This window comes from Mesorhizobium sp. LSJC280B00, from assembly GCF_000502835.1.
Taxonomy (GTDB): Bacteria; Pseudomonadota; Alphaproteobacteria; order Rhizobiales; family Rhizobiaceae; genus Mesorhizobium.
On record NZ_AYVL01000016.1, the window covers coordinates 174,227 to 196,629 of the forward strand.

At 63.2% G+C, this 22,403-nt stretch carries 20 protein-coding genes and 1 tRNA gene; 10 read left to right on the forward strand and 11 right to left on the reverse strand.

Features of this window, described 5'->3' with window-relative positions; genetic code table 11:
* Positions 1–75: 75 nt before the first annotated feature.
* From X773_RS61090 to X773_RS61105, 4 genes are all read left to right on the forward strand, one after another.
* A complete protein-coding gene (locus X773_RS61090; protein WP_023678155.1) occupies positions 76–1,101 on the forward strand; it encodes a transporter in 1,026 nt (341 codons plus the stop codon).
* 166 nt (positions 1,102–1,267) lie between these two features.
* Positions 1,268–1,912 carry a carbonic anhydrase gene (locus X773_RS61095; protein WP_023678156.1) on the forward strand — a complete coding sequence of 215 codons (645 nt, stop codon included), beginning with the start codon at positions 1,268–1,270 and terminating at the stop codon, positions 1,910–1,912.
* A 13-nt stretch (positions 1,913–1,925) separates the two neighbouring features.
* Positions 1,926–2,333, forward strand: a complete 408-nt coding sequence (locus tag X773_RS61100) for a nuclear transport factor 2 family protein (protein WP_198023581.1) — start codon at positions 1,926–1,928, stop codon at positions 2,331–2,333.
* A gap of 90 nt (positions 2,334–2,423) precedes the next feature.
* On the forward strand, positions 2,424–4,478 hold the full coding sequence (locus X773_RS61105; protein ID WP_023678158.1) for a M3 family metallopeptidase: 2,055 nt from the start codon (positions 2,424–2,426) through the stop codon (positions 4,476–4,478).
* A gap of 379 nt (positions 4,479–4,857) precedes the next feature.
* Here X773_RS61105 and X773_RS73725 read toward each other — a convergent pair whose 3' ends face one another.
* From X773_RS73725 to X773_RS61125, 4 genes are all read right to left on the reverse strand, one after another.
* Complete coding sequence (locus X773_RS73725) at positions 4,858–6,198, reverse strand: hypothetical protein (RefSeq protein WP_084641302.1); 1,341 nt, start codon at positions 6,196–6,198, stop codon at positions 4,858–4,860.
* A gap of 224 nt (positions 6,199–6,422) precedes the next feature.
* Positions 6,423–9,635: a BTAD domain-containing putative transcriptional regulator gene (locus X773_RS61115; RefSeq protein ID WP_084641306.1), complete on the reverse strand. Its 3,213-nt coding sequence runs from the start codon at positions 9,633–9,635 to the stop codon at positions 6,423–6,425.
* A gap of 120 nt (positions 9,636–9,755) precedes the next feature.
* Positions 9,756–10,214, reverse strand: coding sequence for a hypothetical protein (locus X773_RS61120; RefSeq protein ID WP_023678161.1), 459 nt, complete (start codon positions 10,212–10,214; stop codon positions 9,756–9,758).
* A 238-nt stretch (positions 10,215–10,452) separates the two neighbouring features.
* A tRNA-Ala gene (locus X773_RS61125) sits at positions 10,453–10,528 on the reverse strand.
* A gap of 164 nt (positions 10,529–10,692) precedes the next feature.
* Between X773_RS61125 and X773_RS61130 the strand changes: the two genes are divergently transcribed.
* Genes X773_RS61130 through X773_RS61140 form a run of 3 tightly spaced genes read left to right on the forward strand, consistent with a single transcriptional unit; the run spans position 10,693 to position 12,204 of the window.
* The gene (locus X773_RS61130) at positions 10,693–10,983 is read left to right on the forward strand and encodes a YggT family protein (RefSeq protein WP_023678162.1); all 291 of its coding nucleotides are present in this window, start codon (positions 10,693–10,695) and stop codon (positions 10,981–10,983) included.
* A gap of 13 nt (positions 10,984–10,996) precedes the next feature.
* Positions 10,997–11,317 carry a DUF167 family protein gene (locus tag X773_RS61135; protein ID WP_023678163.1) on the forward strand — a complete coding sequence of 107 codons (321 nt, stop codon included), beginning with the start codon at positions 10,997–10,999 and terminating at the stop codon, positions 11,315–11,317.
* Positions 11,314–12,204: a haloacid dehalogenase type II gene (locus X773_RS61140; protein ID WP_245274747.1), complete on the forward strand. Its 891-nt coding sequence runs from the start codon at positions 11,314–11,316 to the stop codon at positions 12,202–12,204. Before X773_RS61135 ends, X773_RS61140 begins: the two co-directional genes overlap by 4 nt.
* 16 nt (positions 12,205–12,220) lie before the next feature.
* Here the strand turns inward: X773_RS61140 and X773_RS61145 are convergent, their stop codons facing one another.
* The 7 genes from X773_RS61145 to X773_RS61175 form a co-directional block, all read right to left on the reverse strand.
* Positions 12,221–13,189: an ABC transporter ATP-binding protein gene (locus X773_RS61145; protein ID WP_023678165.1), complete on the reverse strand. Its 969-nt coding sequence runs from the start codon at positions 13,187–13,189 to the stop codon at positions 12,221–12,223.
* Positions 13,189–14,199: an ABC transporter ATP-binding protein gene (locus tag X773_RS61150; RefSeq protein ID WP_023678166.1), complete on the reverse strand. Its 1,011-nt coding sequence runs from the start codon at positions 14,197–14,199 to the stop codon at positions 13,189–13,191. The genes X773_RS61145 and X773_RS61150 overlap by 1 nt, the downstream gene beginning before the upstream one ends.
* Complete coding sequence (locus X773_RS61155; protein ID WP_023678167.1) at positions 14,196–15,113, reverse strand: dihydrodipicolinate synthase family protein; 918 nt, start codon at positions 15,111–15,113, stop codon at positions 14,196–14,198. Before X773_RS61155 ends, X773_RS61150 begins: the two co-directional genes overlap by 4 nt.
* 18 nt (positions 15,114–15,131) lie before the next feature.
* On the reverse strand, positions 15,132–16,034 hold the full coding sequence (locus X773_RS61160) for an ABC transporter permease (protein WP_084641329.1): 903 nt from the start codon (positions 16,032–16,034) through the stop codon (positions 15,132–15,134).
* The gene (locus X773_RS61165) at positions 16,034–16,993 is read right to left on the reverse strand and encodes an ABC transporter permease (RefSeq protein WP_023678169.1); all 960 of its coding nucleotides are present in this window, start codon (positions 16,991–16,993) and stop codon (positions 16,034–16,036) included. Before X773_RS61165 ends, X773_RS61160 begins: the two co-directional genes overlap by 1 nt.
* A 66-nt stretch (positions 16,994–17,059) precedes the next feature.
* The gene (locus X773_RS61170; RefSeq protein WP_023678170.1) at positions 17,060–18,640 is read right to left on the reverse strand and encodes an ABC transporter substrate-binding protein; all 1,581 of its coding nucleotides are present in this window, start codon (positions 18,638–18,640) and stop codon (positions 17,060–17,062) included.
* A gap of 32 nt (positions 18,641–18,672) precedes the next feature.
* On the reverse strand, positions 18,673–19,386 hold the full coding sequence (locus X773_RS61175; protein ID WP_031212077.1) for a FadR/GntR family transcriptional regulator: 714 nt from the start codon (positions 19,384–19,386) through the stop codon (positions 18,673–18,675).
* Positions 19,387–19,483: 97 nt separating this feature from the next.
* On the opposite strand from X773_RS61175, the gene X773_RS61180 reads away from it, so the two are divergent.
* The 3 genes from X773_RS61180 to X773_RS61190 are packed head-to-tail and all read left to right on the forward strand — an operon-like array spanning position 19,484 to position 22,387.
* Positions 19,484–20,455 carry a Gfo/Idh/MocA family oxidoreductase gene (locus X773_RS61180; RefSeq protein ID WP_031212079.1) on the forward strand — a complete coding sequence of 324 codons (972 nt, stop codon included), beginning with the start codon at positions 19,484–19,486 and terminating at the stop codon, positions 20,453–20,455.
* Positions 20,452–21,447, forward strand: coding sequence for a Gfo/Idh/MocA family oxidoreductase (locus tag X773_RS61185; protein ID WP_023678173.1), 996 nt, complete (start codon positions 20,452–20,454; stop codon positions 21,445–21,447). The genes X773_RS61180 and X773_RS61185 overlap by 4 nt, the downstream gene beginning before the upstream one ends.
* Positions 21,437–22,387 carry a dihydrodipicolinate synthase family protein gene (locus tag X773_RS61190; RefSeq protein ID WP_280952108.1) on the forward strand — a complete coding sequence of 317 codons (951 nt, stop codon included), beginning with the start codon at positions 21,437–21,439 and terminating at the stop codon, positions 22,385–22,387. The genes X773_RS61185 and X773_RS61190 overlap by 11 nt, the downstream gene beginning before the upstream one ends.
* Positions 22,388–22,403 lie beyond the last annotated feature (16 nt).

Below are 22,403 nucleotides of genomic sequence, written 5' to 3' on the forward strand. Positions count from 1 at the left end.
GTTTGACCAGAATGTCGCGGCACCGGCCCCGGCGCGGCCCTGATCGCCTGAACGTGCATTATTTCGGCGGCGGCCATGAATGACGCATCGCATCTGACATTGCTTGCCGCGGACGACCAGCATCATGCTCCCGGGCTGGTCTGGGCCTATCATGCTGCTCCCGGCAAAGCTCCCGAACCACTGGCGCCCCGAGACATAGAGGCCGCGCTCGCCTCAGCGGACGGCTGGGTCTGGCTGCATGTCGACCTTGTCGACCGGCGCGCCCATTCCTGGGTCAGCCATGCCTGCGCGCTGCCGGCGTCGGCTCATGCAATCCTCGAAGGACATGAGGACAGCCTAGTGCTGGCGCATGAGAATGGCGTCGTCCACGGCATTTCGGCCGACTTGCACGGCGAGATCGCCCATCAGTCGACGACCATCGGCAGATTGCATTTTGCGGTCTCCGAGCGGCTGCTGGTCACCGGCCGCCGGCATCCGCTGGCGGCGGTGGAGGAAGTGCACACTGCCCTTGCCGCGGGACTGCGGCCGGCCACGGCATTCGAGCTGTTCGAAATGCTGGTCATGGCTTTTTGCAAGACCACCAGCCTGCGGCTCGCTACAGCGACGAAGCGGCTCGATGCAGTCGAGGATCATCTCGTGACCGAGCGGCTTGCCAACGAAAGACGGCAGCTGAAGGATGTGCGCCGCCTTGCCGTATCCCTGCATCGGCCGATCGCGGCCCTGGCAGCGCTTTTCCAGGGTGAAGACCGTTCCGCCTGGAACCTTTCCGCCGACGCACATGAAGTTCTGCGCCGGCTTGCTGCGCGCCTTGAACGGCTCGACCGCGAGGTCGTCATGATCAACGACCGGGCAGGGCTGCTGCAGGAGGAGCTTGCCGCCGAGCTTGCCGACGAATCGAACCGTAGCCTCAAGGCGCTGGCGGTGATGAGCGCGCTGCTTTTGCCGGGCACGCTGATCGTCGGCATTTTCGGCATGAACACAGGCGGACTGCCATTTGCCGAGAGTCCCAGCGGCTTCTTCCTGGCGATGCTGCTGGCGGCTGGCGCGACCGGCCTGTTCTACTGGCTTCTGCTGCGTGCCGGCGCCAATCTGCGGTTCTGAACCCGATTAATGGCGGCGTTCGTTCACCTGTGTCAAAGTACGGGCTGGCACGTTGAAACCACGCCTCGCCTTCCGAAAATCGGTTCCGATTTTCGGGCCGATGCGCTAGAGCCTTTCGGGATTGAACCGAGCTGCCTTCAACCCGGAAAGGCTCCCACCGCTGCCCATGCCCCATCTTCCCGAGCATCTTCTCACCGGCTACCGCAGTTTCATGAGCGGCCGCTATCTCACCGAAAGCGGCCGTTATCGCTCGCTGGCGCGGGAGGGCCAGGCACCGGAAACGATGATCGTCGCCTGCTGCGATTCGCGGGCCGCGCCCGAAGCGATCTTCGATGCCGGGCCCGGCGAGCTGTTCGTGCTGCGCAATGTCGGCAATCTGGTGCCGCCCTATGCGCCCGACGATCAGTTCCACTCGACATCGGCGGCGCTCGAATTTGCCGTGCAGAGCCTCAAGGTCAAGAACATCGTGGTGATGGGCCACGGCCGCTGCGGCGGCATCCGCGCGGCACTCGACACCACGGCCGCACCCTTGTCGCCGGGCGATTTCATCGGCAGATGGATGAGCCTGATCGCACCTGCGGCCGAGACCGTATCGTCCAGCACCTTCATGACGGCGACCGAGCGCCAGACGGCGCTGGAGCGCATCTCGATCCGTTATTCCATTGCCAATCTGCGCACCTTCCCTTGTGTTTCGATCCTCGAAGGCAAGGGGCGGCTATCGCTGCACGGTGCCTGGTTCGATATTTCGACCGGCGAGCTTTGGGTGATGAACAAGGAAACCGGCGATTTCGAGCGGCCGGAGACGGAGTAGGAGACGAGGCATGATGCGAGCTCGGTTCGCGCTCGCGGCGGCGGCACTGCTATGCTCGGCAAATGTCGCCCGTGCCGACGATAGCGCGATCATAGACCGCTGGTATTCGGCACTGCTCGTCGCCGACCGCACCGAATTGTCGGACCTGCTTGCCGACAACGTCCGCATCAAGCTCGACGACCTCGGCGTCGTGCAAAGCAAGCAGGAATTCATCGCCTCGATCGCCGAGTGGCAGGGCGCCGTCGCCGGGGCCGAAATCCGCCACCGGATCGAGAAGACGGAGGGCGGCGTCACCACTGTCATCGCCTGCTATGATTTTCCCAGCAACGACATGCTGATGCAGGAGACCTTTGCGGTCGCCAACGACCAGATCACCGCCAGTTCGCAAGCCGCGATCGCCGAAAACTGCGACGGCTACTGACGGAACCATGAACGGGACCCGCTGTTGCGCGCAACCGGCCGGCGCCTTACATCGGTGACGATCCATCTTCTCCCGCCACTCAGCGAAAGTTTGCCCATGCCGTCCACCGTCGACCTCGCCGCTCATCCGCTGACCGCATGGCAAGGGCCGCTCGGCCTGCCCGATTTCACGCGCATCGGCGACGGTGATTTTTCTCCGGTCTTCGATGAGGCCCTCAAGGCGCATGAGGCCGAGATCGAGGCGATTGCCGGCAACACCGGGACACCGACGATCGAAAACACGCTTGCCTCGCTCGAGCTTGCCGGCGAGGCGCTCGACCATGTCTCCTCGATCTTCTGGTGCCGCGCCGGCGCCCACACCAATGAAGCGATCCAGGCGCTGGAGCGCGACATCTCGCCAAAGATGTCGCGGCATTACTCGGCGATTTCGATGAATGAGCGACTGTTTGCCCGCATCGACGATCTCTATCAGCGCCGCGAGGCTTTGAAGCTCGATGCCGAAACGCTGCGGGTGCTGGAAAAGACCTGGAAAAATTTCGTCCGCTCCGGCGCCAGGCTCGACGCCGAAGGCAAGAAGCGGCTTGCATCGATCAACGAGGAATTGTCGTCGCTCGGCACCAATTTCGGCCAGAACGTGCTTGCCGACGAGCGCGACTGGGCGTTGTTCCTCGACGACGCAGACCTGGCCGGCCTGCCGGAATTCCTGAAAAGCTCGATGGCGGAAGCCGCCGAGATGCGCGGCCAGAAGGGCCGCTACGCCGTCACTCTGTCGCGTTCGATCTACGAGCCGTTCTCGACCTTCTCAGAGCGCCGCGACCTGCGCGAGACAGCGTTCCGCGCCTTCATCATGCGTGGCCAGAATGGCGGCGCTACCGACAACACCGACGTGGTGCGCGACATGCTGCGCCTGCGCGCCGAAAAGGCGAAGCTGCTCGGTTACGCTTCCTACGCCGCGTTGAAGCTCGACGACACCATGGCCAAGGCGCCGGAGGCGGTGCACGCGCTGCTCGATCCAGTCTGGGAAAAGGCGGTGGAAAAGGCCGCAAGCGACCAGGCCGAATTGCAGCGGCTGGCGGCCGAGGCCGGCAGCAACGAGAAATTCGCCGCCTGGGACTGGCGCTTCTATCAGGAGAAGCTGCGCGCAGAGAAATTCGCCTTCGACGAGGCCGAGCTGAAGCCGTACCTGCAGCTCGACCGCATCATCGACGCCTGTTTCGACGTGGCAACACGATTGTTCGGCATTTCTTTCGAAGAAAAGAAGGGCATTGCCACCTGGCATCCGGACTCACGTGTTTTCGTCGTGAAGAATGCCGACGGCAGCGAGCGCGGCCTGTTCCTCGCCGACTATTTCGCGCGGCCCTCGAAGCGCTCCGGCGCCTGGATGAGCGCGCTGAAATCCGGCTACAAGCTTGGCGATGGCTCCAAGCCGGTCATCTACAACATCATGAATTTCGCCAAGCCGCCGGCCGGCGAGGCAGCCTTGCTGTCGGTCGACGAGGCCAAGACCCTGTTCCACGAATTCGGTCACGCGCTGCACGGCATGCTAACCGACGTTACCTGGCCATCGGTCGCTGGCACCTCGGTCAGCCGCGATTTCGTCGAGCTGCCCTCGCAGCTCTACGAACACTGGCTGACGGTGCCGGCGGTGCTGGAAAAGCATGCGCTGCACGTCAAGACCGGCAAGCCGATGCCAAAGGCGCTGGTCGACAAGATGCTGGCGGCGCGCACCTTCGGCGCCGGCTTCGCCACCGTCGAGTTCACCGCCTCGGCTTTGGTCGACATGGCCTACCACGCCCGGCCGGATGCACCGGACCAGCCGCTTCGTTTCGAAGGCGAAACGCTCGAAAAACTCAACATGCCTGACACCATCGCCATGCGTCACCGCACCCCGCATTTCGGCCATATCTTTGCCGGCGATGGCTATTCGGCCGGCTACTATTCCTACATGTGGTCGGAAGTTCTCGACGCCGACGCGTTCGCCGCCTTCGAGGAAACAGGCGATCCCTTCAACCCGGCGCTGGCCGAGCGGCTGCGCAAGAACATCTACGCCGCCGGCGGCTCGAAGGACCCCGAAGAACTTTACACCGCCTTCCGCGGCAAGATGCCTTCACCGGAAGCAATGATGGCCAAGCGCGGGCTGGTGTGATGCATGCCCGCTCTTGTCACCGTTCTCTTTCCATCCTGATTGATCTCGGCTGTCATGGCGGCGGGTTGCGCACCGCCTGATCCGGTTTCCGCCGGTCCCGCTCGGCCTCGTTGGCTGCGGCCGCGTCGTTGAGGTGACTGCACTTAATGCGGTCTCCATCGTTCCGGCCGAAGGAGCCGCGTTCATGTCGGCGCTACGGGCTGTGCGGGGTAGGCAACGACAGCTTGCCCGCTATGCTGATCGGCCGCTGCCGCATCCGGATCGCGCCTTGCGACGACCGCTACGGAAACTCTCAGTCGCGAAGTGGCAGCCCCGCCAATGGAAGGCGGGGCTGGTAAGTTTGATTGTCTCGGCGAAGGTTTTTGCCGAGCCGACTGGCCTAGGCAGGCACAAAGCCAAAATAGGCTTTGTAGGACGCCCCGTCGCCGGAAATCAGGGGCGTTTCCACTTTGAACCCAATCCCGCTGAAGGTGGTATTGTTCGTACGTGCCGCGAGCAACACCATCTGCTTTGCGGAGATGGTCACTGTCGCGCTCCCGATCCTGTCATCGCCCCAATCGAAGAGATCGCTGATGGCGCCGCCGATCGATGGCATCAAGGTTTCCAGGGCCGGGCCGGCTATGGCGGCAATGATAGGTCCTGCCACCGGAATGAGGCCCAAAGCCAGCGTACCCGCCGTATGGACGCCCATCACGACCTTCTGCACTTCGTCCTTGTACTTGTTCGGATCGCCGAAATCATTTTCCATCAGCACCGTACCGATATTGATGCCGTAGGGCTTGCCTCGATAGACCTCCATCAGGTCGGGTCTCGTATCTCCCGCATCGACGTCGCCATAGACCTGGCTGCGCTTGGTGTCGGCGATCTGCGGCGTTGCCACGCTGACGATGACATAGGGCTCGTCCGCACCACCCGGCCCCTGATCCCAGTCGGTCTCGCCGAAGCAATGGAGGCCGGTATAGTGGACGACGACGTCTCGAAGGTCGATCGCGCCGGTGTCGGGCCACCAGTATATGCCGCCGTTTTCAAACAGATTGGCACGGCCACCGTCGGCAAATTCGGTCTCGTCGGTCGTTGGGTACCCCAGATATGACTGTTCCCAGCCCAAGCTTTCCCACTTCTTTCGAATGTCGCCGTACACCACGTTGGCTCCTGTGTTCGGTGTCCAGTAGATCGAGCCGGCATTGGCAAAATGGTTGTAGCGCCCGACGCCGTCGGGAGTTCCGGTTTCGTCGGTGACCGGATAGCCGAGAACCGAGCGCTCCCAGCCCATTGCTGCCCATTTGCCGCGAATTGCCCCCCAAATCGCTTGAGCACCGGTGTTCGGTGTCCAGTAGATCGAAGCGGTATTGTTGTTGAAGTGATTGTATCGGCCGACGCCGTCGGGAGTTCCGGTTTCGTCGGTGCAGGGAATGCCCCACGCGAGACCGCCAAGCGCAATCCACTTCCTGTAGATTTCGCCATGGATCTCAAAGGCGTTGTGCATGGCATCGTTGTAGCAAATGCATGAGCCGTTCTTGAGATACCAGGCTTTTCCAGTGTCCTTCCTGTCGATCTCGGCGAAGCCGGCGCCTCCAAGGGAGTTGTACTTTTGCTGTATGACAGCTTCGGGCGAGAGGAGCGACCAAGGCCCGATCCTGAGCTGGTCGGAAAGTCTTGTGGCTCCAGCGCGGATGGTGCCGGCACGCACTCTCGAAGTTGCTCTGGCAGTATACGGCATGACCTTTTCCTTCCTGTGAGTGTTGGTATCGGGGGCTTCAGGCCTCCGGCGATCGGTTTTGATCGACGGGCCGAGGTTCCCAGACCGCGACTTACGGACGGCTTACGGAGTTCCGAGCTGCGCCAGAGCAATTCCAGGAAAAGTGTGGAACGGTTTTCCGTCCGGAATTGCGCAAAAATAAAGAGATAGAGCGGTTCGGCGTTTCCGTGAAACGATGAACCGGTCTAGAGAAACGGGCGCACGAGCGAACGCAGCAAAGGCGAGGGCTCGTCATCGCCGGTCGAAGCGAGCGCGCGTTCATAGCGCCGGTAATCCTCGATGGCGCCGGCATGGTCGTTCCTGGAGAGGCTCTCCTGGATGAGCGTGCCATGGAGTTTGGCCGATTCCGGGTAGAAATCGAGCGCACGCCGGCACGCCTGGCGTGCCCGATCTGCGTTGCCTTGGCTCTGCCAGTGTTTGGCGATCCGCACGGCAAGCTCCACCAACCCGTCCCGCACCCGGTCGGCCGCGGCGTTCGACCAGGCGGGCGTCGGGCCATTCGAGAAAAGCGGGCCGACAAAGCTTTCCAGCAGCATCTCCTGCTCCTCGATTGCGCTGTCTCTTTGGCCCGACAGAACGGGTTTCAGCCGGTCTTCCCAATCCTGCAGATCGATCCAGACCTTGTCGGCAGCGAGCCGCAAACGGCCTTCTCTCAGCGTCACGAGTTCGCCTTGCCCGAGCAATTTGCGCAGACGATGCAGCGCCTGCTCCAAGGCCGCTTTGGCCTGGTCGCCGTCGAGGTCGGGCCAGAGCCAATCCTGCAGGGTTTCCACCGAACAGACCTGGTCCCTCGACAGGCAGATAATGCGCAATATGTCGAGCGCGCGGGTAGGTTTGGCACCGGGCGCGACCTCGGCGCCATCGATTTCGAGGCGAAAGCCTCCCATCAAGTGGATCCTGAGCGGCCAAGGCCACTGGGCGGGTCGGCCAGCGGGCGGGACCAGATATCGCGCCCGAACGACGCGGCGGCAGAGATCGATGTCGATCTTTCGCTCCAGCGCATCGGCGACCAGATCGGCCAATAGGTCCGGCAGGTTGAGCAGGATTGCGGAGGGGTTGACCTGGCGCAACGCCTCCATGAATTCAGCCAGACGACTGCCATAGGACGCGCCGCCGTTCCACTTCTGCTCCAGGGCCTGAGCGGCCAGAATGTTGAGTTCGACGCGCTGGCGAGGGCCGCCGCTCAGCCTTTCGACGATCTCCTGGAGTAGCGCAATGGCCTCCGCTGGACGCCGATCGGCCACCAGGACCTGGTATTTGGTAACGTAATGCGGCCAGCGTTCGATCATCGGCTCATTCGCCCGCTCGATCGCATCCATGAAGGCATCGCAGTCGAGATAAGCCTTGACGAAGTCGCCGTTGCGCGTGTGCATCGCCGCGTGGCAGTCGGCGACTACAGCGACCTGGGTTGTGAACCTGCTGTCCGCGATCTCGCCCAGCCGGGAGACGAGCGCATTGAATTCCGAGAACCTGTTGTGAAGCTTCATCAGCAATTGAAGCTGATAGAGGGCGCTGAACTCGACGCCCCGTAAGGCGTGCTGCTCGCCTATCGCCGTTGCGCGTCGCAACGCATCCTCGGCCGAGGCATAGACAAAACCGCGCCGCGAATAGGGGAAGTAACGGCCGCTGGCCGAGCCAAAGGACACCAGCCACATGCCGAGCACCAGCGGCGGGATATCCGGATGTTCGAGATCGGCGGCAACGCTGTCCACGGCATTGGCAAAAATGTCGCGCTGCCCCGACGAGGTCGCGTAGTCGATGAGCGCTTCGCTTGCCAGCAGGCGCAACTCGACCGAATCCTCGATCGGCAGATGTGTCAGGCGCTGCTGGATATCATTCACGAGGCGCTTCGCGTCATGGGCGTCGAATTCGCCAGGTTCGGCGAAATCGACGGCCCGCAGGATGCCGAGCCTGACCATCATGAGTTCCTCCGGATCCAACTCCGGCAATCCCTTGGCAAGAACCTGTGAGGCTCGGCGCGTCCAATCCGCCAGCCCCTCATGCGTACGCCAGCTGGCGGTCTTGACTACGACCGCCCGCGCCACCGTCAGGCATTGGCCGCGCATGTCGGTGTTCTCGAATGCTTGCCAGGCCTTGGAGAAGTGCGGTTCGGCCTTCGCATCGTCCGATGCGAAGGCGACGCCCAGCCAATAATGGACCCACCCGTCCATCTGGTCGGGGGGCAGCCTGTTGCACCATTCGACGAAGCTGGCCCTGCGCCCTTGCGAGAGAACGCCGTTAGCGCACTGCAGAATGAGCTGGCGTGCCAGCGGCCAGGCGCCCGCCTGCAACGCCAGCACGATTGCCGCGTCGGTTTTGTCTGCCTCGTGCAGGACCTTTGCTGCCTGCTCGCGCAGCCTGCAACGGTCCGCTTCCGTCACGCGCCGGTCCAGTAGGCCGGCAAGGTATTCGCGCAACAAGTCATGCAGCTGGAAGGCGGCGCCGCCCGGACCGTCGCGCGTGATCAGCAGCTGGCGATGCTGCAGCCGCACCAGCAGGCGAGCAGCCTGCGGCGAGCCCAGGAACGCATCGGCAAGCTCCGTGCTGATCTCCGGCAGAACGTTGAGCCTGATAAGCAGATCCTGGTCCTCCGGCGCGATGTCGCGCAGGAAATAACGTCCGACAATCTCCCGAAGGCCGGCGCCTCCGGCAAGGCCGGTCTGCGCAAGCGGGTAGTACATTCCGGCGTTGGCCAGCAGGAGAAGGCCCACCGCCCAGCCGCGCGCCTCCGAAATGTCGCCGACCTCGGACGGCGATTGCGAGCGGGCGATGACGAGGTTGCGAGCCTCCGCAGGCGAAAACTCCAGCAGTGTTTGGTTGAGGACCGGCAACTGTCCCGACAGCACGAGGTCGGCGACATCGCCCTCGGGCAGCATCCGCGATGTGCAGATGCAGCGGGCGGTGTTGGGGCGTTCGCGCAACAGGATCGCCAGCGTCCGGCGAAAGCCTGGCGCATCGGCACGATGCAGATCGTCGAGGACCAGGATCGTGCCCGGATCAAGCCGCGAGAAATAGGTGCGGAAGAACAGCCGCGCGAAATCGTCGGAATTGTCGGCATATTCCGGACCAAAGACCGGCATGCCGGCATGCCTGCCGTCGAGCGACAGCGTCAGATAGTGGAAAAGGCGCGCAACGTCCTGGTCCTCGGTGTCGACCCGATACCAGTTGTACGCCGATTCGCCTTGCTTCAGCCCGCCTTGTTCCAGCCCGCCGTGTTCCAGAAAGTCGATCACCGCGGTGGTCTTACCGTATCCACCAGGCGCAGCCAGCCAGCATGCACCGCTGTCGAGGGCCTGCGAAAGCAGCGCCACTACGCGCGGACGGCTGACAATTCCCACTGGCCGGGGTGCCGAGAGCTTTGCTATCTCGCGCGGCGCGTCCCGGAAGGATCTATCCATTGTGAGGACTCTCGCAGCGCAGTCGCCTCGCGAAAACAGCTAATCGGTTCGCCCGCAACAACAAATCGCCGGCCGGCGTTGTGCTCGCCTGACGTGCCGTGCTCGCCGGCAAGGTCGCGGTTATCCCTTGTGCGACATGATATGCGAAACCCCGACACTCACGTCGGCGGTGTGTCTTGCCATCACTGCGTTCAATCGCATTGCAATCGTCGCATAGCCGTTTCGTTCGTGGTCGGTAACTTCCGAGGGCTTGAAGAGCCAAGGAAGGGGTGCAACCTGCGCGTCCTCGAAATTGGCCGGCAGATTCGATGGCAAGGCCTTTTTTCCTAAAGGCAGCTCTAGCCCAAGGTCACTAAATTCGTCCTCGAGGCTGGCGTGCAGATTAGAAAGCACCACATAGATCGCCAGCTTTGATCTAGTCCTTTCTGTGTTGTTTTGATTGTACTCTTGAAGAACCTCATCGAACGATGGCGATACGTCGGTTTCAGCAGCGGTAGCTCGTGTTGCAACAGCACCGGCCAGGGCAGTCGCCGCCACTCCTGTAAGACCTACAAAATCACGTCTTGTCTTGCTGGTCATAGTGAATTCCCCTCGGTTTTGAAGACGGGCCAAGTCTGGCAAGGACGAGGCGCAGTAGCAATAGGCCGCATACGCTACTGGTGTAGAGGGCCTTTACGTCGCCGATGTGAATCCACCCGGCGATAACAGTGCCAGCCGGCAGAGACTCGCGATGCATTCGGTTGCTTCAGCTGAGGATAGCCATGGACTCCAAGCGGGTCTTCGGCATGCAACCAGGCAAGGGATTCTAAAAATCCGCTGGTGGAGCTGAGGAGGATCGAACTCCTGACCTCGTCATTGCGAACGACGCGCTCTCCCAGCTGAGCTACAGCCCCGTCCAGCGGATGGGGCTTTTATCGGCCGCTGCGGTTTCCTGTCAAGGCTGCGCTTGCTGCCGAAATGCCGTTCGGCCGTTCGTTCGGCTTCGCCATGCGGCAGAAGGCTGCTCTTGCCGCTTTCCCCTACAGTGGCTACATGTCGGCAACAATCGGAGACCGGCATGATCGCCCTCATTCAGACCATTGTCATGGCGCTTGACCTTTACTGGTGGATCATCATCGCCTCGGCGATATTTTCCTGGCTCTACGCCTTCAACGTCGTCAACTCCCGCAACCAGTTCGTCGACACCATCAGCAACATGCTCTATCGGCTGACCGAGCCGGCGCTGCGGCCGATCCGCCGCTTCATGCCCGACCTCGGCGGCATCGACATCTCGCCGATCATCCTGCTGCTGATCCTGTTCTTCATCCGGCAGTTCCTGCTCACCACCGTGCTTTCGCTGGTCGTCTGAGTTCAGGCGTCCCATGAGCGCGCCGTTCCGCACGCGCGCCGACGGCATCGACCTGTTCGTCCGGCTGACGCCGAAAGCGGCGATGGACAGGCTGGAGGGCTTCGAAACATCGGTGGATGGGCGAAGCTATCTAAAAGCCCGCGTCCGCGCCGTGCCGGAAAACGGAGCCGCCAATCGAGCGCTGGAAAGGCTGGTAGCTAAGGCGCTTGGCGTGCCGGCATCGGGCGTCTCGATCGCCGCCGGCGGCACAGCTCGGCTGAAGACGCTGCGCGTGCTTGGCGATCCCGCGGCGCTGGCGAAACGCATCGATACGCTGGGCACCCCTGCGCCATGATCTCGGCTCGCTCACTTACCCCGCAAAAAAAGGCCGGGCTGCAAAGCCCGGCCAGATGTGAAGGTCGAAAACCTTCAGAGGGGAACGCGCCGGACGAATGGGAGGAAACATCCGACGCCAATTGCATATGGGTTGGCATCGACGACGTTTCAATGAGGTCGGAGGAAAGCTCAATGACCACTACTCGAGTCCTATTCTTCGATGTTCTGGGAACCGTCGTTGACTGGCGCAGCGGTATCGCAAGGGAGGCCGGCGCCTTCCTCGCGCGAGTTGGTGCAGAGCAGGTCGATCCCGGTGAATTCGCTGATGCGTGGGCGTCGCGCTATGACGCCTCGACCGAGGCGGTGCGGACGGGGCACCGGCCTTTCGTTTCACTTGACGTGATCAACAGGGAGAATCTGGACGCCACCCTCGTCCAGTTCGGGCTGGCCCCATCCGAGCTGCCGACCACCGAACTTGAGGAACTCAACCTCGCCTGGCACCGGCTGGAGCCGTGGCCCGATTCGCTGAAAGGCCTTGCGAGGCTAAAGGAACGCTTCATCATCGTGCCCTTGTCAGGGGCCAATACCCGGCTGTTGCTGGATATGGCCAAGCGCGCCGGCCTGCCTTGGGACACCGTCCTTGGCTCGGATGTGTTCGGCACCTACAAGCCTGCGCCGCAGGCTTATCTCCGCGCAGTGGAGATCCTGGTGGTGCGACCTTCGGAGGCCGTGTTAGTCGCCGCGCATAATGACGACCTGGCTGCGGCACGAAGGTGCGGTATCGGAACCGCCTTTGTTGCTCGGCCAAAAGAGCATGGCCCGGCGCAGACGACCGATCTCTCGCCTCTTGAGAGCTGGGACTTTGTGGCCGACGACCTTGTCCATCTCGCCCAACTTCTCCCGTAGGCACAGGGCAAAAAACCTAAGCGATGTCGTCGCGGATGCAGGCCTTCAGATGGCCCTCGGCCGTCGCCCTCAGCGGCGGCACAGCCCCGACGCAAGCCTCCAGCGCAAACGGGCAACGGGTTCGGAAAACGCAGCCCGACGGCGGGTTTGCCGGGCTTGGAATATCGCCCTTGAGCACTTGTCGGTCTTGCCTGGCCAGCGGATCGAGCGACGGAATGGCTGACAGCAGCGCGCGCGTGTAGGGATGCTGCGGCCGGGCATAAAGCTCGGCCGCCGGCGCAACCTCCATGATGCGCCCGAGATAGAGCACGATGACCGTGTCGCAGATGTACTCGACGACAGCCAGATCGTGCGAAATGAACAGCATAGTCAGGCCGAGCCGGAGCTGCAGGTCGCGCAACAGATTGATGATTTGCGCCTGGATCGAGACGTCGAGTGCCGAGACCGGCTCGTCGGCAACGATGAATTCCGGCTCGAGCGTCAGCGCCCGGGCGATGCCGATGCGCTGGCGCTGGCCGCCCGAAAATTCATGGGCGTAGCGGTCATAGGCGTCGACCGGCAACTCGACCGCGGCAAGTGCCGTCTCGGCCTTCGCCCGCCGCTCGGACTTCTTGCCGATGCCTTGAATGTCCAGGCCTTCGGTGAGGATCTGCCCTATCGTCATGCGCGGCGACAGGCTGGCGAAGGGATCCTGGAAAATATACTGCATCTTGCGGCGCTGGCGGCGCAACTGGGCGGCACCCAGCCTGGTGATGTCGGTGCCGTCATAGTTGATTTGGCCGGATGTCGGCTCGATCAGACGCAGCACCGAGCGGCCGATCGTCGTCTTGCCGGACCCGGATTCGCCGACCAGGCCGACCACCTGGCCACGCCTGATATCGAAGGAAATATCCTCCAACGCCCTTACGACGGGTCCGCGCGAGAACGCTGTCGGCGCAAAATGCTTGGCCAGGTTTTTGACAGCGAGGAAAGGGGCGTCGGCCATCAGAGCTCCTCCCAACGCAGGCAGCGGCTTTGCTGGGTCGGCGTCGCCCCAAACAATGGCGGGACCGCGGCGCCGCAGGCAGCGATAGCCATCGGGCAACGCGGCGCGAAGGAACAGCCCTTGGGCAGCAAGGCGAGCGACGGAACATTTCCGGCAATGGTGGGGAGCGGCGTCCCCGCCGCCTTCAGCGCCGTGGCCTGGCCGAGCCGCGGCACCGAGCGCATCAACCCTGCGGTATAGGGATGACGCGGACGGGTGAACACTTCGCTCACCGGACCTGTTTCGACGATACGCCCCGCATACATCACCGCTACCCGGTCGGCGATTTCGGCGACGACGCCGAGATTGTGGGTGACGAACAGGATGCCCATGCCGCGCTGCGCCTGCAGTTCGGCCAAAAGATCGAGGATCTGGGCCTGTATGGTGACGTCCAGCGCGGTCGTCGGCTCGTCGGCGATCAGCAAGCCTGGATCGCAGGACAGGGCCATGGCTATGGTAGCGCGCTGGCGCATCCCGCCCGAAAGTTCGTGCGGATATTGCCGCGCCCGCCGCTTCGGATCGGGAATGCCGACCTGTACCAGCAGCCGCACCGCGTCTGCTTCTGCCTCGCGGTGCGATTTGCCGAGATGGATGCGGATCGGTTCGGCGATCTGCTCGCCGATCGTGTAGACCGGGTTGAGGCTGGTCATCGGCTCCTGGAACACCATGCCGATCTCGTTGCCGCGTATCTTGCGCAGCGACTCGGCATCGAGGCTGGTCAGCTCGGTGAGCGTGCCGTTCTTGCGCCGCAGCGCGATCGATCCCTCGGCAATATGTCCGACCCTTTTCGGCAACAGGCCGATGATCGACAGGCTGGTGACGGATTTGCCGGATCCGGATTCGCCGACGAGCGCCACCGTCTCGCCGGAGCCGATCGTCAGGTCGACATCCGTTACCGCCGCGATGTCGCGCCCCGCGATGCGGAACACCGCGCGCAGGCCGGAAATCGAAAGGATCGGCGCGACACTCAGCGGAGCAGCCCCACGTCGCGAAGGATCATGTCGACCTTCGCGGTTTCCTCCTCGTTCAGGCTGCGTTGCGGCCGCGCCATGGTGTTCGAGGCGATGATGCCGAGGCTCTTCATCGCCGCCTTGAAGGCGCCGACGCCGGCCGAGCCGGCGCTGGTCCTGCCGAGCGAGATCCAGACGATCTCGAACAGTTTCAACAGCCGCTCCTGCTCCAGGCGGGCTTCGGCATGCTGGCCCGCCTGCGTCAGCTTCCACAGCCTGACATAACCATGCGGGTCGACATTGGCGAGGCCCGGCACGACGCCATGCGCACCCATCGCCAGCACACTGTCGACCAGGATCTCGGAACCGGTCATGCCGAAAAAACTGGAATCGTCGGCCATGTCCTTGAGCACGTAACGCAGATTGCCGTCATCGCCGCTGGAATCCTTGATACCCGCAATGGCGCCTTCCCTGGCGAGACCGACCGTGGTCTTGCGCTCCAGCTTGATGTGAACGCAGACCGGGATATCGTAGGCGATGACCGGAATGTCGATCGCATCCTTGATATAGCGAAAGTGGTCGCCGATCTCCGGCTGGCTGGTGCGGGTATAAAACGGCGCGGTGACGACGATGGCGTCGGCGCCGGCCGATCTGGCGATCCGGGCGTGGTTGATGACGCGGTCGGTAGTCGGGTCGATTACCCCAGCGAAGATCGGAACCCGGCCGTTATTGACCTTGACCGCGTGCTCGAGGATGGCCCTGCGGCCCGCCTCGTCGTGGAAGACCACCTCGCTGGTCGAGCCGAGCACAAACAGCCCGTGAACACCACCGTCGAGCAGGTTCTCGATAGTGCGGGTGAACGACGGGAAGTCGATGCTGAAATCGGCATTGAGCGGGGTGACGACAGGTGGCACGACGCCGGTAAACAGGGGCATTTTGATGAACCTTTGAGGTCAGTTGAGATCGGAGCGAGGGTCGAATGCGTCGCGCAAGCCGTCGCCGATGAAATTGATGGCGAGCACGGTGAGCACCAGTGCGGCGCCCGGGAACATCCATTGCCAGGGGTAATTTTCAAGCACGACGGTGGAGCGGGCGAGATTGAGCATGTTGCCCCAGCTGGCTTCGGGCGGTGCGATGCCGAGGCCGAGGAAGGACAGGCCGGCCTCGAGCAGGATGGCGTTGGCGATCTGCAAGGTGGCGTAGACGACCAGGATATCGATGCAATTGGGCAGGCCGTGCCGGAACAGCAGATGCGGCAGCCCTGCCCCCATGCCGCGGGCGGCAACGACGAAATCGCGCTCGCGCAGTTCGAGCAGCCGGGCGCGCACCATGCGCGACAGCACCGGCCAGGAGAGCAGCGAGATCACCAGTATGGTCGGCGCGATGCCGGTGCCGGCGATCGAAGCCAGCACCAGCAGGAAGATCACCGGCGGCAGCGTCATCGCCAGATCGACCAGGCGCATCACCGTGCCGTCGACGAGGCGCCCGCCAAAGCTGGCGACGGCGCCGACCAGGAAGCCGATGACGGTGGAGATGGCGACCGAGCTGACGGCAACCAGCAATGAGATCCGCCCGCCTTGCAGCAACCGGGCCATGACGTCGCGCCCGACGCCGTCGCTGCCCAGCCAATGAATGGCCGACGGCGCCTTGTTCATTGCTCGGAGGTCGATGGTGTTAGGACCGAACGGCCACCACAAAGGATACGTCGAAACCGCCAGCAGGATCGGGATGACGATCAAAAGCCCGGCACGCGCCGCGCGGTTTTCAAAAAAGCGGTCGAGCGCGCGGCGAAGCGGGCCTTTGGTTTGCGGCACGGCTGTCGGGTCAACTGTAGGATCTGGCGCCGTGATTGCCATCATGCCACCTGAATGCGCGGGTCGACGACGGCATAGACGACGTCGGTCAAGAGGTTGACCAGGATGACGCAAACGCCGATCACCAGGGTAGCGCCCATGATCACCGGGTAATCGCGGGTGCCGACGGCGTTGACCAGAAGCAGTCCCATGCCCGGCCAGTTGAACACGCTTTCCAGGAAGATGGCGCCGCCGATGGCGATGCCGACAGTCGAGCCGATCAAGGTAATGACCGGCAAGAGCGCATTGCGGGTCGCGTGCTTGATGATAACCCAGAACTCGCGCACGCCCTTGGCACGCGCCGTCCGCACGTAATCCTGGTTGAGCACTTCCAGCAGCGAGGCGCGCATGTAACGCATGATCAGCGCGGCATGGCCGACGGACAGCAGGCAGGCGGGCAGGACGAGGTGCGCAAGCACATCCGTCGCCGAGAACGGCGCACCCGCGGTCTGCATGCCGCCGGACGGCGCCCAGCGCAGCAGCACCGAGAAGAAATAGAGACCGAGCAGCGCTGTCAGAAAAGCCGGGCTGGAGATACCGATAAACGACAGCACCGACAGCGCGATGTCGGATGGTTCGTTACGGCGCACCGCGCTGAAAATGCCGGCGGAAATGCCGAGCACGATGGCGATCGCCAGGCCCGTACCCATCAGCAGCGCCGTCGGGCCGATGCGTTCCATGACCAGTGGCAGCACGGCAACGCCGCTGCGCTGGATCGAATAGCCGAAGTCACCGCTCAGCGCCGCGCGCAGCCAGGCGAGATATTGCACGGGAAGCGGCCGATCGAGCCCGAGCCGTTCGCGCAGGCCCTCGAGGTCGGAAGCCGACATGGGGACCGATGGGTTGATATAGGCGTCGATCGGATCGCCCGGCGCCAGCCGCAACAGGATGAAGATGAGGACGCTGAGCGCGACCAGCATCAGCAATCCTGTGGCGCTGCGGCGGGCGATGAAGCTCAACATGGGCTTTCCGTGGCGGTGGCAGGCGGCGCCAAAGTGGTCCCGCCTGCTCGCTTGGTTGCGGGTTTCTTACTGGATGTCCCAGCGCTCGGGGTGAGCTGCGTAGGGGCCGCCGCCCGGCGCCGGCGTCCAGACGAAGTCATGCAGCTTGTTGGAGGCTACGCCATAGCGGTTGGCCACCCACAACGTCGCCCAGGGTAGCTCCTTGTTCATCACCTTGCAGACCCCCTGCCAGGATTGATCGAGCTTGGCCGGATCGGTTTGGCCTAGCGCGGCGTCCAATGCGGTGCTCAGATCGTCGAACTCGATGCGCATGGTGTTGAAGCCTGCCGGCGGGATCTGCGACTTGTTGAGGCCGGGATTGAGGCCGGCCGGGTTGGGGCCGTTCTGCAGGCCGGCATAGACCATCGGAAAGGCGTTCCAGTCCGGCGTGCCTTGCTTGTAGACGATGCCGTTGTAGGTCGGCGTATCGACGACCCGCGGCACCACATTGATACCGACCTCGGCCAGCATCGACTGGACAGCGGCCATCACATTGGCCGCTTGCGGCGAGCCGTAATAGGTCAGCAAGGTGATCGGCTTGTCGCCGTTGATCTTGTCCCAGCCGGCCTCGCTCAGCAGCGCCTTGGCCTTTGCCGGATCGTAGGCATAGGGTTCGAGGCCTGCGGGAACGAGATGCGGCGCGACATAGCCGCAATTGGCTGGCTCGGCGGCACCGCCGTAGAGGCTGTCGATGATGGCGTTGCGATCGATCGCGTACATGATCGCCTGGCGGACACGGATATCCCTAAACAGGTCGACCTTCTGGTTCAGGCCGATATAGTTGACCACGTACGAGGCACCTTCGATCACCTTGAAATTGCTGTCGCTCTTGAACGATGCCGCATCGTCGGGCTCGACATAGGTGAACTGGATTTCGCCGGCACGGAGTGCGGCAACGGCCGCCGCCGGCGACTCGAAATAGCGGTTGATGAGCACGTCTACCTTCGGCTTGCCGCCGCGATAATCGTCATCGGCTGCCAGTTCGACATATTGGTCGGTCACGTAGCGCTTGAACTTGAACGGGCCGGTGCCGACCGGTGTGGTCGACCACCAGGTGCTTGTCGCCAGCGATTCCGGCGGCAGAGCGGCCAGGGCATGCTCCGGCAGGATCATCAGCTGCGAGAGGATGGATAGAAACGAGCCGTTCGGTTTCGATAGCTTCACCACTGCGGTGTGGTCATCCGGGGCATCGACCGAGGCGATGTTGGCGAGGCGGGCGGCAAACAGGCTGCCGGAGGCCTTGTTCTTGGCAAGCTCGAGGGTGAACTTGACGTCCTTCGAGGTGAACGGTTTGCCGTCATGCCAGGTCTCGTTGACCAGGTTGAACGTATAGCTCAGCTGGTCGTCGCTGATCTTGTAGTCCTTGGCGAGGTCGCCTTCGATATCGGCCAGCCCGGCATTGTAGATGACCAGCGGTTCAAAATAGGTGCTGAGCCAGGTGTAGCCGCCGGTCGCCACCAGCGGGTTGAAGTTCTTGGGAAAACCGCCGGGGCCGACGTCGAAGCCGCCCGCAATGGTCTTGGCGCTTTGTGCCTGGACACTGGTCAATGGGGCAATGCTGGCGAGCAGCAGCCCGGCGACTGAGAATGCGATGGTCCTGATACGCATGGTTTCCTCCCTTGGCATAGTCAGGTTGTTCTTCAGCTTGTTCGGTTTTTTGCGATAACCTGCTGGATCCCCCGGTAATGGTCGTCGAGCCGCCGACGCGCCTGGTCGACATCCTTGGCGGCGACAGCCTCGACGATCTCGTGATGGTCGCGCCATGTCGCCAGCGGCGTCGGATTATCGAGATTGGTGAAATTCGAGGCCTTGTTGAACGCCGTCCAGAAGATGTCGATCAGCGCGCTCAGCATGTGATTGTTCTGGCAGCGGAACAGCAGCTGATGGAATTGCTGGTCCTCTTCGGCGAAGCTCTCATGGCGCTCGGCACGTTGCCGCATGCGCTCGGTCAACTGGCGCAGCGCCTCGATGTCCTCGGCACTGATCATCTCGATCGTCTTGGCGATGAGGCCGGTTTCCAGCACGCGACGGATTTCGCGCAGCTCTTCGACATCGCGCAGCGAATCCTGCAAACCGTAGGCCAGGTTATCCAGCAGCGGCTTGAACGAGAATTCCTTGACGAACACGCCGATGCCGCGTCGCGTCTCCAGGATGCCGATCGATTCCAGCGCCTTGATGGCTTCCCGCACGGAGTTGCGGCCGACGCCGAGCCGCTGCGCCAGGAACGTCTCCGGCGGCAGGGGATCGCCTGCCTTGAGCTGGTTGCTTTCGATATAGGCCCTGAGGCTTTCCTGCACGGTGACGTGAAGCAGCGGCGGTCTGCTCAACGGTTCGATCGACTTCAGTTCCGCCATCCCACTGCCTTCATCATCCGCTGAAGCTTGCCCGCCGCTTGTCGTATAGCCACTTGTAGGATATCCTGCAAGCCCATAACAAACCTGCTGCCTCCGAATGAAGATTACCCTCGCCGGCTCGAGCCACTGGCACGCCGAAATACACCTCGACGCCGCACGCTTTTACGGCACGGAGATCACCGGTATCTGGGACGAGGATCCTGGCCAAGCGCAAGCGTTCGCCGCGCATCACGACCTGCCGTTTATCGAAGATTTCAAGGAGATACTCTCCAGCCCGCCGGATGTGATCCTGTTGATGGGGCACCCTTCGATGGTGCCGGCGCGGGCACGTGCGATCATCGCGGCAAGGATACCGCTGATCCTGGAGAAGCCGGCGGCCAGCCATACGAGGGAACTGATGGCGCTGCGCGACCTTGCCAGGCAGCACCAGGCTTTTGTCGCTGTTCCCCTGCCCAACCGTTTCGGGCCGGCCGTTGCCGGCCTTGAACGGCTGCGCCGGCAAGGTCGCGCCGGCCCCGTGGCGCATTGCCAGTTCCGGCTGGTCAACGGCCCGCCGCAACGCTACATCGCCGACGGTGTCGCCTGGGTGCTCGACCCGGCGGTTGGTGGCGGGGGTGCGTTGAGGAATCTCGGCATACACGGCGTCGACGCGGCACTCAGCCTCGCAACCGGCAAGCTCGGCCTGAAAAGCGTTTCGATCGCGAACCGCATCCATCCCGGCCCGGTCGAGGATCACGCACTTCTGGTGCTGGAAGACGAAGCCGGCGCGCTGTTCATCGTCGAGGCCGGTTACACCTTTGCTTCGATGCGCCCCGGCGGTGACTTCGAGTGGCGCATCGTCAGTGCCAATGCCACCCTCATCGATCATGGCGACCATGTTATCTGCGCAACGCTCGACGACGCGGCAATCGTCGACTTGCCGGTCGAACTGCCGGCAACGCGCTATCGTCTGTTCATGCGCGATACGCTTGACCGGCTGGCCAGAAAGGCGCCTCCGCCGGTGTCCATCGAAGATTATGTTGCGGCGATGTCGCTGATCGACGCCGCTTATCAAAAGGCAGGACCATGATTGGAATAGGAATTATCGGCGCCGGCGATTTCGGCGCAGCCCATGCGCGGGCAATCCGCGAGGTTGGAAATATTCGCCTCGTCGCCGCCTCTCGAGGAAATGCCGACGCACTGCAGCAATTCACCGCTGAACATGGCGGCCGCGGCTACGCGGACTGGCGAAGGCTGCTGGACGACAAGGAGGTCGATGCGGTCCTCATTGCCAGCCCGCACCATCTCCATGCCGAAATGGCCATCGGCGCGGCAAAGGCCGGCAAGCATATCCTGCTCGAAAAACCGATGGCGCCGACGGTGGCTGCCTGCGATGCGATCAACGCCGCCGTGGCCAAGGGTGGCATCAAGCTGATGGTCGCCCACCTCATGCATTTCGCCCTGCCCTGCATGGCGGCCAGGCAAATTCTGGAGGAAGGCGAGCTCGGCCGGCCGCTCGCCGGATCGAGCTGGATCATCAAGCTGTGGATGGAGCACAATCGCCGCGACTGGCATCTGCGCAAGGCGACCGGCGGCGGCATGCTGTTGACGGCCGGCATCCACGCGGTCGATCGCCTGGTCTGGCTGATGGATGACGATGTCGTGTCGGTGAGCGGCATGCTCGGCGCCAAGTTCCATGACCAGGAAGCAGACGACAGCGCTCTGCTCGGATTGCGCTTCGCCGGCGGCGGCATCGGCCAGGTGCAGAGCGTCGGCTATCGCACCGGCGCCACCACCTATGCCATGGATCTGGTCTGCGAGCGGGGAACGCTGCGCATCGACATGGACCGCGGCACCATGCTTGGCCGCGAGACGGTCTGGACCGAGCTGCCCGGTTCCTTTGAGCCGAACTGGATGCATAACGCGCTGGTGCGCGAATGGAACGCAATGCGCGATGCCATTGCCGATGACACGCCTGTCCCGGTCGACGGCATCTATGCGCGCAAGATCATCGCTATTATCGAGGCTGCCTTCGCGTCGAACGAAACCCGCCGCGAACACGAGATCGCCGGTGGACGCTGACCTCGACGACCATCTGGCCCGCTTGCCCGCACACGCACCGCGCGGCATCTGGGGCGCGGTGATGCTGGCCATCGACGATCGCGGAGCGATCGACTGGCAGGCGACGGAAGAGACGATCGCCCGACTCTGCGCCTCAGGCGTCGACGGCGTCTATTCCAATGGCACGGCCTGCGAATTCCATTGCCAGACCGAGCCCGAATTCGACCGGCTTTGTGAGTTGGTCGCAACCATAGCCGGCCGCGCGCGCCTTCCTTTCCAGATCGGCATCAGCCAGTCCAATCCGCGCGTTGCGCTGGAGCGACTGACGCGGGTCGCCGGACTTCGCCCGGCGGCGGTGCAGTTCACGCTGCCCGACTGGTGGCCGCCCAGCGACGACGAGGTCATGCGCTTTGCCGGCGGCCTGTGCGACGCCGCGCCTGAAACGCCGCTGGTGCTCTACAATCCGCCGCACGCCAAGCGCCACCTGACGCTCGACGGCATCGCCAGTCTGCGTGCGGCCGTGCCATCGCTGGTCGGCGCCAAGCTGCCGGGCGGCGACGCCGGCTGGTATGCCGACATGCGCCGCAAACTGGACGGATTTTCCGTCTTCGTCCCCGGCCACACGCTGGCAGCAGGCTATGCTGGAGGGGCCCATGGCAGCTATTCCAACGTTGCCTGCCTCAACCCGAAGGGCGCGATGATGTGGTGGCAGATAATCCGCACCGACATGGCCGCCGCTGCCGAGGTCGAGGCCCGCATACAGGCCTTCCTCGCCGCACATGTCCTACCGTTTCGCACCCGTTACAATGTCGGTGATGCAGCACTCGACAAGGCGATGGCGGCGGCCGGCGGCTGGGCGCCGCTCGGCCCACGACTGCTCTGGCCCTACAGCTCCGTTCCCGATCAGGAAATACCGACGCTGGCCAGGGCGGCTCACGCGGCTTTCCCGGAATGGTGGTAGACCCGTCACCAAGGCG